Origin of the sequence: Streptomyces sp. NPDC005533 (genome assembly GCF_042871845.1) — a bacterium.
In the GTDB taxonomy this organism is placed as follows: Bacteria; Actinomycetota; Actinomycetes; order Streptomycetales; family Streptomycetaceae; genus Streptomyces.
This window is the reverse complement of the sequence record NZ_JBIAJH010000007.1, coordinates 180,399-194,100: the sequence shown is the minus strand read 5'-3', so window position 1 is coordinate 194,100 and position 13,702 is coordinate 180,399. Positions and strand designations below refer to the sequence as shown.

Annotated in this window: 12 protein-coding genes; 9 read left to right on the top strand and 3 right to left on the bottom strand. The window is 73.6% G+C overall.

All coding sequences use genetic code 11. From position 1 onward, the window contains the following. The first annotated feature begins 167 nt into the window (after positions 1 to 167). The 8 genes from ACFYP3_RS09825 to ACFYP3_RS09790 all read left to right on the top strand — a co-directional run bounded on the left by ACFYP3_RS09825 (position 168) and on the right by ACFYP3_RS09790 (position 10,822). A complete protein-coding gene (locus ACFYP3_RS09825; protein ID WP_388829686.1) occupies positions 168 to 2,840 on the top strand; it encodes a sugar-binding domain-containing protein in 2,673 nt (890 codons plus the stop codon). Between the two features lie 16 nt (positions 2,841 to 2,856). Beyond that, entirely contained in the window at positions 2,857 to 3,630 is a 774-nt protein-coding gene (locus ACFYP3_RS09820; protein ID WP_388829470.1) for a PIG-L deacetylase family protein, read from the top strand. A gap of 175 nt (positions 3,631 to 3,805) precedes the next feature. After that, positions 3,806 to 5,809 carry a calcium-binding protein gene (locus ACFYP3_RS09815; RefSeq protein WP_388829467.1) on the top strand — a complete coding sequence of 668 codons (2,004 nt, stop codon included), beginning with the start codon at positions 3,806 to 3,808 and terminating at the stop codon, positions 5,807 to 5,809. 209 nt (positions 5,810 to 6,018) lie between these two features. Then, positions 6,019 to 7,674: a serine/threonine-protein kinase gene (locus ACFYP3_RS09810; RefSeq protein ID WP_388829465.1), complete on the top strand. Its 1,656-nt coding sequence runs from the start codon at positions 6,019 to 6,021 to the stop codon at positions 7,672 to 7,674. Positions 7,675 to 7,719: 45 nt separating this feature from the next. Then, entirely contained in the window at positions 7,720 to 8,292 is a 573-nt protein-coding gene (locus ACFYP3_RS09805) for an NADPH-dependent FMN reductase (protein WP_388829462.1), read from the top strand. 75 nt (positions 8,293 to 8,367) lie between these two features. Then, positions 8,368 to 8,544, top strand: a complete 177-nt coding sequence (locus tag ACFYP3_RS09800) for a hypothetical protein (protein ID WP_388829459.1) — start codon at positions 8,368 to 8,370, stop codon at positions 8,542 to 8,544. 245 nt (positions 8,545 to 8,789) lie between these two features. Then, the gene (locus tag ACFYP3_RS09795) at positions 8,790 to 10,157 is read left to right on the top strand and encodes a pyridoxal phosphate-dependent decarboxylase family protein (protein ID WP_388829456.1); all 1,368 of its coding nucleotides are present in this window, start codon (positions 8,790 to 8,792) and stop codon (positions 10,155 to 10,157) included. 152 nt (positions 10,158 to 10,309) lie between these two features. Continuing rightward, positions 10,310 to 10,822 (top strand): hypothetical protein, encoded by a 513-nt coding sequence (locus ACFYP3_RS09790; RefSeq protein WP_388829453.1) that lies wholly within the window; start codon positions 10,310 to 10,312, stop codon positions 10,820 to 10,822. Positions 10,823 to 10,973: 151 nt separating this feature from the next. On the opposite strand, the gene ACFYP3_RS09785 is transcribed toward ACFYP3_RS09790, so the two are convergent. After that, positions 10,974 to 11,753, bottom strand: coding sequence for an NADPH-dependent F420 reductase (locus ACFYP3_RS09785; protein ID WP_388829683.1), 780 nt, complete (start codon positions 11,751 to 11,753; stop codon positions 10,974 to 10,976). 149 nt (positions 11,754 to 11,902) lie between these two features. On the opposite strand from ACFYP3_RS09785, the gene ACFYP3_RS09780 reads away from it, so the two are divergent. Next, the gene (locus tag ACFYP3_RS09780; RefSeq protein ID WP_388829450.1) at positions 11,903 to 12,394 is read left to right on the top strand and encodes a hypothetical protein; all 492 of its coding nucleotides are present in this window, start codon (positions 11,903 to 11,905) and stop codon (positions 12,392 to 12,394) included. A gap of 42 nt (positions 12,395 to 12,436) precedes the next feature. Here ACFYP3_RS09780 and ACFYP3_RS09775 read toward each other — a convergent pair whose 3' ends face one another. After that, positions 12,437 to 12,787 (bottom strand): hypothetical protein, encoded by a 351-nt coding sequence (locus ACFYP3_RS09775; protein WP_388829447.1) that lies wholly within the window; start codon positions 12,785 to 12,787, stop codon positions 12,437 to 12,439. A 347-nt stretch (positions 12,788 to 13,134) separates the two neighbouring features. After that, positions 13,135 to 13,638, bottom strand: coding sequence for a hypothetical protein (locus tag ACFYP3_RS09770; RefSeq protein WP_388829444.1), 504 nt, complete (start codon positions 13,636 to 13,638; stop codon positions 13,135 to 13,137). Positions 13,639 to 13,702 lie beyond the last annotated feature (64 nt).

The window sequence follows — 13,702 nt, the reverse complement described above, 5'->3', positions numbered from 1 at the left end:
GTCGGTCCGGATCGGGCGTGGCGTCCACCTCCGCCGACGTGAATGCCGATATACCCCAGGGGTAGTCCCACCAGGTCCCTCTCCCCCGGCCCGCGGGAGGCCCCGTGTTCCACCGCCTCGGCCTCGCCGCACTCGGCCTGGCCCTCGCCCTCGCGGCCGGCCCGTCCATGGCGGCCGCACCGCCGGCGGCCACTGCGGGCCCCGGGTCCGGGCCGGGGCCGGGACGGCAGGTCACGGCGGTCACCGCCGTCACCGCCGTCGCGTCCGCCCCCGGCAGTACGACGGCCCTGGCCGGGTACGCCATCCGGTCGACTGCGGAGGTCACCGACGCTGCGGCCACCGTCTCCAGCCCCGGATATCCGGCGACCGGCTGGTATCCGGCCGGCGCACGCTCCACCGTCCTCGCGGCGCTGCTCGCCGCGGGCGCGTACCCCGACCCCTTCTACTCCACCCAGCAGCAGCGGATCGCGGCCGCGGACTTCGACGTGCCCTGGTGGTACCGGTCCGATTTCACCGTCGCCGACACGACGGCCCGCACCCACCTGGACTTCAGCGGGGTCATCTCCGCGGCCGACGTGTACGTCAACGGCCACCGGATCGCCACCGCCGACGACGTCGCCGGCGCGTACACCCGGCACGAGTTCGACGTGACCGACCTGATCAAGGAGGGCACCAATACGGTCGCCTTCCGGATCCAGCCCAACGATCCGCGGAAGCAGCTCACCATGAGCTGGCTCGACTGGCTCCAGCCGCCGCCCGACGAGAACATGGGCATCGTCCGTGACGTCACCGTCCGCCGCGGCGGGCCGGTCGCCCTGCGCGACGCACATGTGGTGACGGCCCTGGCCGTGCCGTCGATGGCCTCCGCCGACCTGACCGTGAAGGCCCAGGTGCGCAACGACTCGGCCGCCACCGTGACCACCACGGTGTCCGGCACCGCGGGTCCGGCCGCCGTCAGCCGCACCGTGACCCTGTCCCCGCACGAGACGCGGACCCTGGTCTTCTCCCCCGCCGACCACCCCGCGCTCCGCCTCGGCGCACCCCGCGTGTGGTGGCCCGCCGCGATGGGCGAGCAGCCGCTGTACGAGCTCGACCTGACCGCGGCCGTGGACGGCGCGGCCTCCGACACCGCGCGCCAGTCCTTCGGCATCCGCGACGTACAGGCCCCGCTGAACGCCGACGGCGACCGGCAGTACCGCGTCAACGGCCGGCCGCTGCTGATCAAGGGGGCCGGCTGGTCCCCCGACGCGTTCCTGCGCTGGGACCGCACCTACGTCGAGGACCGGCTGAAGTACGCCCTCGACCTGGGCCTGAACACCCTGCGCCTGGAAGGACACATCGAGCCCGACGAGTTCTTCGACCTCGCCGACCGGTACGGGATCCTGACGCTGCCCGGCTGGGAGTGCTGCAGCAAGTGGGAGGGCGAGGTCAACGGCACCGAGGCCGGGGAGGAATGGGACGACGGCGACTACCCCGTCGCCCGGGCCTCCATGGCCGCCGAAGCGGCCCGGCTCCGCCATCACCCCAGCGTGATCTCCTTCCTGATCGGCAGTGACTTCGCGCCGGACGAGACGATCGAGCGGGGTTACGTCGAAGCGCTGCGAGCCGCCGACTGGCCGGCCCCCGTGGTTGCGGCCGCCTCCGACTCCTCCGCTCCGCTCACCGAACGCTCCGGCATGAAGATGACGGGACCCTACGACTGGGTGCCGCCCGGCTACTGGTACGGGAAGCGGGAGGGCGGCGCCACCGGCTTCAACTCCGAGACCAGCGCCGGCCCGGACGTACCGACCCTCGACACGCTGCGCCGCATGATGTCACCGGCCGAGCTGGAGACCCTCTGGAAGAACCCGTCCGCCGCCCAGTACCACCGCTCCCCCTCCCGCACCTTCGCCACCCTGGGCCTGTACGACGCGGCGCTGGCCGGCCGCTACGGCGCCCCGACCGGCCTCGCCGACTACGTGCGCAAGGCGCAGCTCGCCCAGTACGAGAACGTACGCGCGCAGTTCGAGGCCTACGGGCGCAACGCCAAGGACGCCTCCGAACCGTCGACCGGGGTCGTCTACTGGATGTTCAACAGCGGCTGGACCTCCCTGCACTGGCAGTTGGTGGACCGGTTCCTGGACCAGGGCGGCGCCTACTTCGGCGCGAAGAAGGCGAACGAGCCGCTGCACGTCCAGTACGGGTACGACGACCGCTCGGTGTCGGTCGTCAACAACCGGCCGTCCACGGCCTCAGGCCTGACGGCTCGGGTGACGCTCTTCGACCCGGACGGCGCGCAGCGGTACGACCGGACGGTGACCGGCCTGAGCGTCGCGGGCGACGGCGCGAGCCGCACCGCGCTCACGGTCCCGGAGCCGGAGTCGGTCCCGGGCCTGGCCACCACGTACCTGGCCCGGCTGCTGCTGACCGACGGCGCCGGGCGGGAGGTGAGCCGGAACGTCTACTGGCTCTCCACCCGGGCGGACGTCCTCGACTACGAGAACAGCGACTGGTATCACACGCCGACCACCTCCTACGCCGACCTGCGGGGGCTGAACTCGATGCCGCAGACGGCGGTCGCCGCGGTCGCGTCGACGACGCAGGACGGCAGGGGGACGTCCACGACGACGGTGACCGTGCGCCACACGGGTGCGGGCACCACCCCGGCCCTGCTCACCGACGTCCACCTCGTCGGCGCGGACGGCACTCCGGTGCTGCCGGTCCGGTGGAGCGACAACCAGGTCTCCCTCTGGCCGGGCGAGTCGGCGACAATGACCGCGACCTACCGGACCGCGGACCTGCGCGGCACAGCACCGCGGCTGCGGGTCTCCGGCTGGAACACCCCGACGACCACGATGTGACCCGCCTGGAGGGACCGTGTCCGTGTCGAGCCTGCTGGGGGTCTTCGCGCACCCCGACGACGAGTCCCTGCTCGCGGGCGGCGTTCTCGCCCGGCAGGCCGCCTCGGGCGGCCGTACGGCCGTCGTGACCGCGACCTGGACGCCGGGCAGCCACCGCGCGGCCGAACTCGCCGACGCGCTGCACGTGCTGGGCGCCGGTGAGCCGAGGCTGTTGGAGTACGCCGATGCGCGCGTCCCCGAATCGGCGTCGGGGCGGCCGCGGTTCATCGACGCCCCGCTCGACGAGGCGGTGGCACGGCTCGTCCGCCACGTACGCGCGTTCCGGCCCGACGTCGTGGTCACGCACGACGACTACGGTCAGCTGACCGGGCACCCCGACCACGTCCACACCCACCGGGTCACCCTGCTGGCCGTGCACGCCGCCGGCCTCGAACACCTCTATCCGGAGGCGGGCGAACCCTGGCAGCCCGGCTCCCTGTGTCTGGCCACCCATCCGCACTCGGGCGTCGGTGAGCTGGGCGGGTTGTTGGCCGGCGTCGGCAAGGCCGTGCGCAGCGTTCCTGACGAGCGGGTCACCGAGACGGTCGACGTACGTCCGTGGCTGGACCGGAAATGGGCCGCCATCACCGCGCACCGGAGCGAGGTGCAACGCCACCGCTCGCTGCCCGGAATCCTTGCGCGCCTCCCCGCCGATGCCCGCGGGCGCATCCTCGCGACCGAGTGGTTCACCCGCCTTGCCGTGCGTCCGTCGCCGGGTGGCGCGGGGGACGCGGGTGGGTGGAACGGCTGAGGCGACGCCGTCGGCTCGCGGCCCCTCACCCGCGCGGGTGGTTCGGGGCGTCCAGAGGGCGCAGCGCGGCCAGCCGCACGCGCTCGGCCGTGCCGCTGCCAACAGGCTGTGGCCCGTCACAGGAGGCGGTGGCCCGCTGCGCGGCGGCGAGCGGGCAGGAGGGACTCAGATCGACATGTCCGCATTCCCTTCCGGTCCGAGAAGAACGCTGGGACGTGCCGCGGTCGCGGCCGCCACCGGCCTGGCCTTCGTCCTGACCCTGCCGGGGGCCGCTCTGGCAGCGCCCGGCGACCTCGATCCCACCTTCGACGGGGACGGGCGGGTCGTCACCGACTTCGCCGGTTACGACGAGAGCCGTGACATGGTCGTGCAGGCCGACGGCAAGATCGTCACCGTCGGTCTCAACACTCCTCCGCAAGGCGGCGCCGCCGACTTCGCGGTGGCCCGCTACCTCGCGGACGGCAGCCTCGACACCTCCTTCAGCGGCGACGGCATGGTCCTGAGCGACCTGCGCGGTGACGGTGACGACGTCGCCAACGGGGTGGCGGTGCAGCCGGACGGCAAGATCGTCGTGGTGGGCACCAGCGCGGCGCCCGACAGCGGCGGGCTGTTCACCGTGGTCCGCTACCAGAGCGACGGCAGCCTCGACACCGGCTTCGACGGCGACGGCGTCGTCCTCACCGACTTCGGCGGGGGCCCGCAGGAGGCCTTCGCGGTGACGGTGCAGGCGGACGGCGGCATTCTCGCCGTCGGCATGAGCGGCGCCGAGGTCGCGCTCGCCCGCTACCGCGCGGACGGCAGCCTCGACACCTCCTTCGACGGCGACGGCAAGGCGACCACCGCCTTCGCGGGGGGCGCGGCGACCGCCTTCGACGTGACGACGCAAGCCGACGGAAAGATCGTCATCGCCGGCCGCGCCGGCTACAACTACCCCGCCAACGCCTCCGACTTCGCGCTGGCCCGCTACCACGCGGACGGCAGCCTGGACACCTCCTTCGACGGCGACGGCAGGGTGACCACGGCCTTCGCCGAGGCCGACGTGGCCGGCGGGGTGCAGGTGCAGTCCGACGGGAAGATCGTCGCGGCGGGATCCAGCGCCTTCGACTTCGCACTGGCCCGCTACCTCCCCGACGGCACGCTCGACGGCGGTTTCGACGGCGACGGCAAGGTCACCACCGATTTCGGGACCGGCACCCTGGACGGAAGCTCCGACCTCGCCCTGCAGCCCGACGGGAAGATCGTCGCCGCGGGCATCAGCCGGGCCGATTTCGCGGTGGCCCGCTACAACGTCAACGGCACCCTGGACAGCGGTTTCGGTACCGGCGGCAAGGTGACCACCGACGTCTACTTCGGGTTCTTCGACACCGCGAGCGCGGTGGCCCTGCAGTCCGACGGCAAGATCGTCGTGTCCGGGAACACCGGCGACGACCGCGGTCTGGTCCGCTACCAGGTCGCCGCCACCCCGCCGCCCCCGCCCGGAGTGAACCTGACCGTCACCAAGACCGGACCCGCCACCGTCAGCCTCGGCGACCAGGCCGCCTACACCGTGACGGTGACCAATACGAGCACCACGACGACGGCCACCGGCGTCACACTGACCGACACCCTCACCGGACCCGGCTCACTCCTGTCCGCCACACCCGGCCAGGGCACCTGCACCACGACCGCCACCGGCGCCGACTGCGCTCTGGGTGCCCTCGCCCCCGGGGCGAAGGCCACGGTGCAGGTGGTCGCCGAGCCGCGAGCCACGGGCACCCTGTCCGACCGGGCCACGGCCGGCGCCGCGCAGACCGACCCGGTTCCCGCCGACAACACGGCGACGGCGGTCACTACCGTCAACAACGCGCGCGGCTGCACGATCGTCGGCACCAGCGGCGCCGACAACCTGGTCGGCGGCTTCGGCAACGACGTCATCTGCGCCCTCAGCGGCAACGACGTCATCAGGGCCGGCTACGGCAACGACACCGTGTTCGGCGGACCCGGAAACGACAACGCCGACGGGGGCTTCGGGAACGACACCCTGAACGGCGGGCCCGGCAGCGACACACTGACCGGCTCCTACGGCGACGACCGGCTCAACACGGTCGACTCCGTCTCCGGGAACGACACCGCCAACGGCGGCCTCGGCACCGACACGTGCACGACCGACCCGGGCGACACCCGCCTGAGCTGCCCGTAGTCCGTCGATTCCGGAACCCTGCCGGAACTCTCGCGCACCTCCCCCGGATCTCCCCCGGAGCTCCTCCGGCCCTCCTCCCGATCTCGTGCGGATCCCGTGCGGGCCTCTTCCGGCCCGGGCGGGCTCCGCGGGGGCTCGTCCTTTAGGGTGGCCCCGCGCACGGTCCGTACGGGACGGGTCGGCAAGGGTCGTGGGAGCAGGTGGAGTTGGTGGAGTCTTTGCTGCCCGGTGACCCGCCGGAGATCGGGGGGTACCGCCTGCTGGCGCGGCTCGGCGCGGGTGGAATGGGCGAGGTGTTCCTCGCCCGCACCGCCTCCGGGCGGCCGCTGGCCCTGAAGACCGTGCACCGGGACCTGAGCCTGCAGCCGGACTTCGCCGAACGCTTCGACCGGGAGATCCGCACCAACGACCGCGTGCGCAGCGCGTGGACGGTCTCGGTGGTGGACTTCAGCCGGCCGGGCGCGTTCCCGCAGTGGCTGGCGACGGAGTACGTCGCCGCGCCTTCGCTGGGCGACTGGGTGCACCGGTACGGGGCGCTGCCGGCGCCGGCCGTACGGTCCCTGGCCCGGGAGCTGGCAGCCGCGCTCGTCGCCGTACGGGCGGCGGGGGTGGTCCACCGGGACATCAAGCCCGCGAACGTGCTGCTGGGCCGGGAGCGGCCCTTCCTCATCGACTTCGGCATCGCCCGCGCGGTCCGCGACCCCCGCTACACGCAGACCGGCGCCGTCATCGGCACGCCCGGCTTCCTCGCGCCGGAGCAGGCGACCGGATCCGTGGCCTCGGCGCCGGCCGACGTGTTCTCCCTCGCCGCCGTCCTCGTGTACGCGGCCACCGGGCGCAGCCCGTTCCTGGGCGGCGGCGAGGAACTGGACGTGCCGGCCCTCCTGTACCGAATCGTGCACGACGAGCCCCTGCTGGACGGCGTGCCGGACGTACTTCTTCCGCTCGTCCGGGAGTGCCTGGCCAAGGACCCGGACCGGCGACCGACCGCCGAGGAGCTGCGGGACCGGCTCGGTGCTGCCGAGGAGGAACACGGCGGCTGGAGCGGGGCGGTGCCCGCGGCCCTGGTGACGGAGGTCGGCCGCCGGGAGGCCGCACTCCGTTCGCTCCTCACCGACCCGCAGCCACCCGCCCACGCCCCCGGGGGTACGGGACCTTCCCCGCTCGGCCCGCCGCAGGCGCCCGCCCCGTCGCAGCCGCCCGGGACGGCTCCGGGCACTCCCCCGCCGTCCCCCACCCACGGTCCCGGTCCCGCCGGGCGCGTCGGCGGGTGGGCGTCCCGTAGGCCCCGCGTGGCCACCGCGGGCGCCGGCGCCGCCGTCCTCGCCGCGGTCGTCGCGGTGACCGTCCTGCTCCCGCGGCACGGTGACGGCGACAAGGCCGCGCCTGCCGGCACCTCACCCGCACCGTCCTCGTCCGCCGCTTCCGCTCCCCCCGCCGCTTCCGCCTCGTCGTCCTCCGGTCCGTCGCTGCCGGCGTCGTGGGTCGGCACCTGGACCGGTGTCGGCCCCGGCACTCCGGAGGCGGACGGCATCACCCGCGCGCGGGCCGGTGAGTTCTCCGTCACGGTCACCCTGCACGCCGCCGCCGTGGGGGAACTCGTGGGCCGGCAGGTCAGTGATCTCAAGGAGCTCTCGACAGGTCGGAACCTGGGGTGCACGGAAGCCCTCCAACTGCGCCAGATCCGCCAGGACAGTGCGGTCTTCGAGGCGGTGACCAGCCACCCGACCGACCAGACGGGCACCTTCGACTGCCCCAAGGGCAACCTCTACGTCCTGACCATGGCGGAGCCGGACCGGCTGACGCTGGAGTCGGAGGGAGCACAGTCGGCCGGCGCGCCCGGTGCGCTGACCCGCCGTCAATGAACCGGCGTTGACCTCAAGCGGGCTTGAGGTCGTAAACCTGTGCTCATGACTACTCCACTGCGCATCGCACTCGTCGTCGGCAGCACCCGGGAAGGCAGGTTCGGCCCGACGGTCGCCCGCTGGTTCGAAGCCGTCGCCACCACCCGCGCCGACATCGAGCTCACCGTCATCGACCTGGTCGACGCCGACCTCCCGGCCCACTGGACCAGTGAGCTCACGCCGCGCGGCCGGGCCTTCGTCCAGCGCCTCGCCGAGGCGGACGCCTACGTACTGCTCACCCCCGAGTACAACCACTCCTTCCCGGCCTCGCTGAAGCAGGCCATCGACATCGCCGGGCGCGTCTGGGCGCGCAAGCCGGTCGGCTTCGTGTCCTACGGCGGGCTGTCGGGCGGCCTGCGCGCCGTCGAGCAACTGCGCCTGGTCTTCGCCGAGCTGGCCGCGGCCACCATCCGCGAGACCGTCAGCTTCCACCAGTTCCCGTTCGACGAGGCGGGCCGACCCCACGACACCGGGGCGGCCGAGAAGGCGGCGGTGACGATGCTCGACGACCTGGTCTGGTGGGCCGGCGCCCTCCGGACGGCGCGCGAGCGCGACACGGTGTGGAGCGAGGCCTCGTAAGGGCCGCCCGCCACGACGCCTGAGGCCTGGACGCGTGCCGCAGCCTGGCGGCTGACCGGGGACGCCGACACTACGGTGGCGACCCTGCTCCCCGAGCTGCACGCCGCCCTCGGCGCGATCGGCCGGCCCGCCGCGGCGGCGGCGCCCCTGCTGGCGGAGGTCCCCCTCTCGGAGCGCCGCTACGGCGGGGACATCGTGCGGGACGAGGCACGGTGCCGGGTGGTGCGCACCGCTTTGGCGGCGGTGGGCTGACTCCGGCCCGCGATGCCCCCGGACGCCGCCACGGGGCGGCGCGCGGCCGGCGCGGGCTGCCCGGCCGGCACCGAGGCGGTGTCGACGGCGTGGGTGAGGCTGGCGCGTTGGAAGTTCCTCCGCATCCCGGCGCGCCTGGACGGGATCCGGTGCCTGGGGCACCCACAGACCTTGGCCCTGCCGACTGCGGGGTCTCGCGTGGCACCGGCTTGCGAGGCGGCGGTGCCTGTCGCATAGTCCGAGGTATGGACGCGCGCGAGGCGGCGTTGCGACGAGCACACGACCATGCGCTCCGCTGGCTGGCCGGCCTGTCCGACCGCCCGGTTCCCGCACGTGCTTCGGTCGACGAGATCGTGCGCGCGCTCGGAGCCGAACTCCCCGAGGGTCCCTGCACCCCTGCCGACGTCGTCGATCTGCTGGCCACCGCCTGCGAGCCGGGGCTGACCGCTTTCCCCGGCGGCCGCTTCTACGGGTTCGTGATCGGGGGCACCGAACCGGCCTCGCTCGCCACGGACTGGCTGGTCAGCGCCTGGGACCAGAACTGCGTGATGCGCGCCGTCTCGCCCGCGTACACCGCGGTCGAGGACATCGCCGGCGCGTGGCTGCTGAGGCTGCTCGGCCTGCCCGGTGACAGCGCGGTCGGCTTCACCACGGGGGCCACGATGGCGAACTTCACCTGCCTCGCCGCCGGGCGCGACGCGGTGCTGCGGCGCGCGGGCCGGGACGTCGCCCGCGACGGACTCGCGGGCGGCCCGCCCGTACGCGTCATCGCCGGCGAGGACCGGCACATGGCCGTCGACCTCGCGCTGCGCTACCTGGGTCTCGGCAGCCCCGAGCTGGTACGGGCGGACGGGCAGGGGCGCATGGAGCCGGAGGCCCTGCGGGACATCCTGGCGGACGGCGGCCGGGGCCCCACGATCGTGGTCCTCCAGGCCGGAGACATCCACTCCGGCGCCTTCGACGACTTCGCCGGGACGATCCGGGCCGCACGCGGGGCGGAAGCGTGGGTGCACGTGGACGGCGCCTTCGGGCTGTGGGCCGCCGCCTGCCCGCGCCTCGCACACCTGACGGAGGGCTGCGGGGAGGCCGACTCCTGGGCGACGGACGCCCACAAGACGCTGAACGTCCCCTACGACTGCGGGCTCGCCATCGTGCGCGACCCGCTCGCGCTGCGGGCCGCGATGGGTGTGCACGGCGACTACCTCATCCTGCACGAACACGGGGACCCCGCCGACAAGGTCCCCGAACTCTCCCGGCGCGGACGGGCCTTCACCGTGTGGGCCGCGCTGAGGTCCCTCGGACGGTCGGGGGTGGCCGACCTCGTCGACCGACTGTGCCGTCACGCCTGCGCGTTTGCCGAAGGCATCGCCGCGATCGACGGCGCGAGCGTCCTCAACGACGTGGTGTTCACGCAGGTCTGCGCCGAGTTCGGCGGCGACGAGCGTACGGACCGGGTGCTCGCCCGGCTGCTCGACGACGGCACGGCGTGGATCAGCGGCTCCACCTGGCACGGGCGGCGCGTCATGCGGATCTCGGTGAGCAACTGGTCGACGACCGACGAGGATGTGGCGCGCACGCTCGACGCGATCCGGCGTGCGGCGGCCGGAGCCTGATCCGGAACCACCCTGCCGCGACCCCGGCCGTGCCACCCCTCCCGCACCCGGGTGCAGGTCCGCGTCTAGCATCTCCCCGTTCGTACGAAGACCTGGATGATCCGCCGCGCGGCGGTTCCGGCGGTCGGACAGAGAAGAGACACGACACCGTGGTGCCGGTACGTTCCCCGCGCCGGGGCCTGATCGTGGGCCTGGCCGTCACCATCGGCGGTGTGTCCGGCCTCGGCCTGCTGGCCGGGTCGCTCTACCTGCTCTTCTACGGTTCGGAAGGCGCGTGTGAGGAACCCGGCGCACGGGAGCGGCTGGCGCGGGTCTCCGCCGTGGCGCCCGCCGCCGCGGCCGGGACGGCCCTCGTGGCGGACCGGACCGGTGCGCAGTGCATGGACGACAGCGGGGACCCCTGGATGGCCGCGGACAGCGTGTACACCCACGGCGGAGACGTCCAGGCGCTGATCACCCACTACCGGGACACCGCCACGGCGGACGGGTGGAAACCGGTCGGCACGCGGGGAGACGCCCGGGAGCGGTTCCGGGGCGTCTCGGGCATGTGTTTCCGCAAGGACGTGGCGGGCGAGCCGGCCCTGCTCCGGGTGGGATCCGCAGGGCCCGGGGAAGTGCTCGTGGCCGTGGGGTCCGCGCTGGACGGATCCTCGATGGACTGCTGAACCGCGACCAGGGTGTCCCTGCCCACCCTGGCGGCCTGTCAGTCGGGTGCGGATGAGACCCCGTTGGGGCTCGCCGCGGGCCGGCCCGCCCCGGGCGCGTGCGGCGGCGGGGCGGGCGACCGCGCGGGGTGCTACCGGAGCCCTCGGCCGGTCAGCCCCGGAAGCCCTCGGGACGGACCGGGGAGGCTTCGGCGAGGGCCTTGGTGACGCCGTCGACGCCTTCGCGGAGCCCATAGACGGGGGTCTCCGGCTGCTGGCGCCAGGAGTCGTCGATGCCTCCCGCGTCCACGGTGTCGAAGCCGAGCTCATCGATCAGGGCGCGGACGGCCTTCTTCCCCGCCTCGTCGTCGCCCGCGACGGGCAGGGCGATCCGGTCGGGCGCGCCGGCCGGGCGGTGCCGGTCGAGGATGTCCTGCGCGTAGGTGCCGTTGAAGGCCTTGATGACGGAGTGTCCGAGCTGCCGTTCGGTCCAGCGGCTCTCCGTCAGGCCCTCGTCCTCGACGGCGGCGATCCGGCCGTCGCGCTGCTGCGGGTAGTAGTTCCCGGTGTCGATGACGGTGAAGCCCGGGGCCGCCTCGTCGAAGAGGCCGGCGGGCAGGTCCGGTACGTTCTTGAAGGGGATGGTGACCACGACGATCTCGGCTCCGCGCGCGGCTTCCGCCACGGTCACGGGGGTGGCGCCGGTCTCCGCCGCGAGGGCCGACAGGGTTTCGGGGCCGCGCGAGTTCGCCACGGAGACGTCGTGGCCGAGGGCCGTGAGCCGGCGGGTGAGGTTGCCGCCGATGTTGCCCGCGCCGATGATGCCGATCTTCATGAGCTCTCCTGTGCCTGCTGGGTCAGTGTCGCGCTCGTGCCAACTTCCGGCGTCCGCCCGGCATTCCGGTCCCGGACGGCCGGCCCGCGGGAGAACGACGGGATCGCGCCGCGCCAGGAGGGCCGATCGGCGTGCGGGGCCGCGTGGGACACGCCCGATGCGTCCACCAGCGTGACTTTTCGGCCATTTCTCACATTCCGCGAACCGGGCGGGCCCTGGGGTGCGTCGAACCGTTCAGTCACTCAGCACGGGGAAAGGCTCAGCCGATGTCCAAGCCCTCAGCCAAGCGAACCGTCTCCCTCACCCTCGCGGCCGCCGCCGTACTCACCCTCGCCCTCGCCACCACCACCGCAGCCTCCACCTCGGGCGACGGGTCCACGCCGCAGCGGGCCACGGCGGCCGCGGCGTTGCCGTCCGTCTCGGGCAGCCCGGAGGCGGCCTTCACCCGCATCGCCGACTTCTACGGTTCCTACGTCGACGCGGTCTACGACGGGGACGGGCAGACCGCAGAGCGGCTGCGCGCCCTGTACCTCTCGGAGCCGCTGCGGACGGAGCTGCGGCAGTGGGAGGAGACGAACCACGCGGACGGCGTGCTCCGCGCCCAGAACGTACCGCTGCAGTGGAAGGTCGCCTCCACCGGCAGCGGCACGGGCAGGACCAACGCCACGGTGACCCTGACGTGGGGCGGCGGCGCCACGACGAAGGTCTACGTCCAGGCCGACCTGGCCACCCGGAAGATCGTGTCCGTGCGGGACTGACCGGCGGACGCACGGACGCGTACCGGCGCCCGCGCCCCGCCCTCAGTGGATGACGCTGAAGCTGCGCCAGGGCAGGCTGTCGGGCGCCGTCACGTTCGAGAGGGTGGTGGCCACGTAGATGCCGTCGGCCCGGTCGGTCTTGCGACAGTTCTCCGTCCGGTACAGCACGATGTCGACGAGGGTGTTGTTCTCCACGTGGGTGGCACCCTTGGGGATGGCGATCTTGTGGCAGCCCACGACCGGGGTGTTGGTGTAGCTGAGCTCGACGGGCGAGTCGTGGCCGCGGAAGGTGAGCATGCCGACGGTTCCCCGACCCAGGCCCGAGCAGGCGGTGGCCGACAGCAGCAGCGCTGCCGCCCCCGCGAGGATGCTGATACGTCGCCTGTGGGACATGGTGCGGTCCTCGTCTGTGCGGTGGTGGCGGTCCTTGCACACAGCGTGGCCCGGCCGGGCGCGCGTGGCTTGCGCTGCTCGGCCGACCGGATGAACACGGCGGCGGATGGCGGGTGGGACACACCCGCGCGAGGGATCCGTCCGGGCCGACGCGTAACCACGGCGAGGGTGAATCGTTTCTCTATCTGTCGCAGATACACCACCGCGTCCCCCGCGGCGTCAGCGGCACGAGGGTCCGGGGAAGTCCATCACTCCCCGGGCCCTCGGCTCCTCCCCCGGCCGGCGGGACCGGACGCCTGGTCGGGCCCGTCCGGTCACCGCCCCCGCGTCGGGCGGCGCCGAAGCGGTCAGCGGCCGCGGCGGTTGTCGTAGACCGTGAGGGACAGCGCCTTCATCGCCGTCTCGGCCCGCTTCGCGTCCAGGCCCTCGTCGATGGCTTCGAGGGCGGCGGCCGCCGAGGTCTGCACCGGGTGCGGCAGGCCCTCGTAGGCGGCGATCCGATAGGCCATCGTGCGGCGGGCCGTGCGCTCGGCCTCGGTCACCCCGTCGGGGGTGAGGGGGAAGACGGCGGCCTGGTACGTCGCGATGCACACGAGGGTCGCGTCGGAGAGGCCCTCCGCGTAACCGTCCGCGGGGAGGGCGTCCTCGCGCTCGGGCCGGAGGAAGGCGAAGACCTGGCGGCGGGAGAGGAAGGCCCCCGTGCCCGCGCCCAGGCCTGCCGCGCCCGCGCAGACCAGGGCCATCAGCCGGCCGGACAGGAGCAGACCGAGGCAGGCTCCCGCGACAGCACCGCACGTCACCAGGACGAAGGTGATCATCAAGTGGATGCGGTGGGCGGGCGGCGACTCCATGCCAGCAGTATGCACAGCGCCGACGGGCCGGCCGGGCCCGGGCCGGCCACCGGGCGGGGCGCCG

Excerpts from the sequence above, each read along its gene's own strand:
- ACFYP3_RS09815 (WP_388829467.1), top strand. The coding sequence starts at position 3,806 with ATGTCCGCATTCCCTTCCGGTCCGAGAAGAACGCTGGGACGTGCCGCG.
- ACFYP3_RS09825 (WP_388829686.1), top strand. The coding sequence starts at position 168 with ATGGCGGCCGCACCGCCGGCGGCCACTGCGGGCCCCGGGTCCGGGCCG.
- ACFYP3_RS09775 (WP_388829447.1), bottom strand. The coding sequence starts at position 12,787 with ATGTCCCACAGGCGACGTATCAGCATCCTCGCGGGGGCGGCAGCGCTG.
- ACFYP3_RS09805 (WP_388829462.1), top strand. The coding sequence starts at position 7,720 with ATGACTACTCCACTGCGCATCGCACTCGTCGTCGGCAGCACCCGGGAA.
- ACFYP3_RS09770 (WP_388829444.1), bottom strand. The coding sequence starts at position 13,638 with ATGGAGTCGCCGCCCGCCCACCGCATCCACTTGATGATCACCTTCGTC.
- ACFYP3_RS09795 (WP_388829456.1), top strand. The coding sequence starts at position 8,790 with ATGGACGCGCGCGAGGCGGCGTTGCGACGAGCACACGACCATGCGCTC.
- ACFYP3_RS09780 (WP_388829450.1), top strand. The coding sequence starts at position 11,903 with ATGTCCAAGCCCTCAGCCAAGCGAACCGTCTCCCTCACCCTCGCGGCC.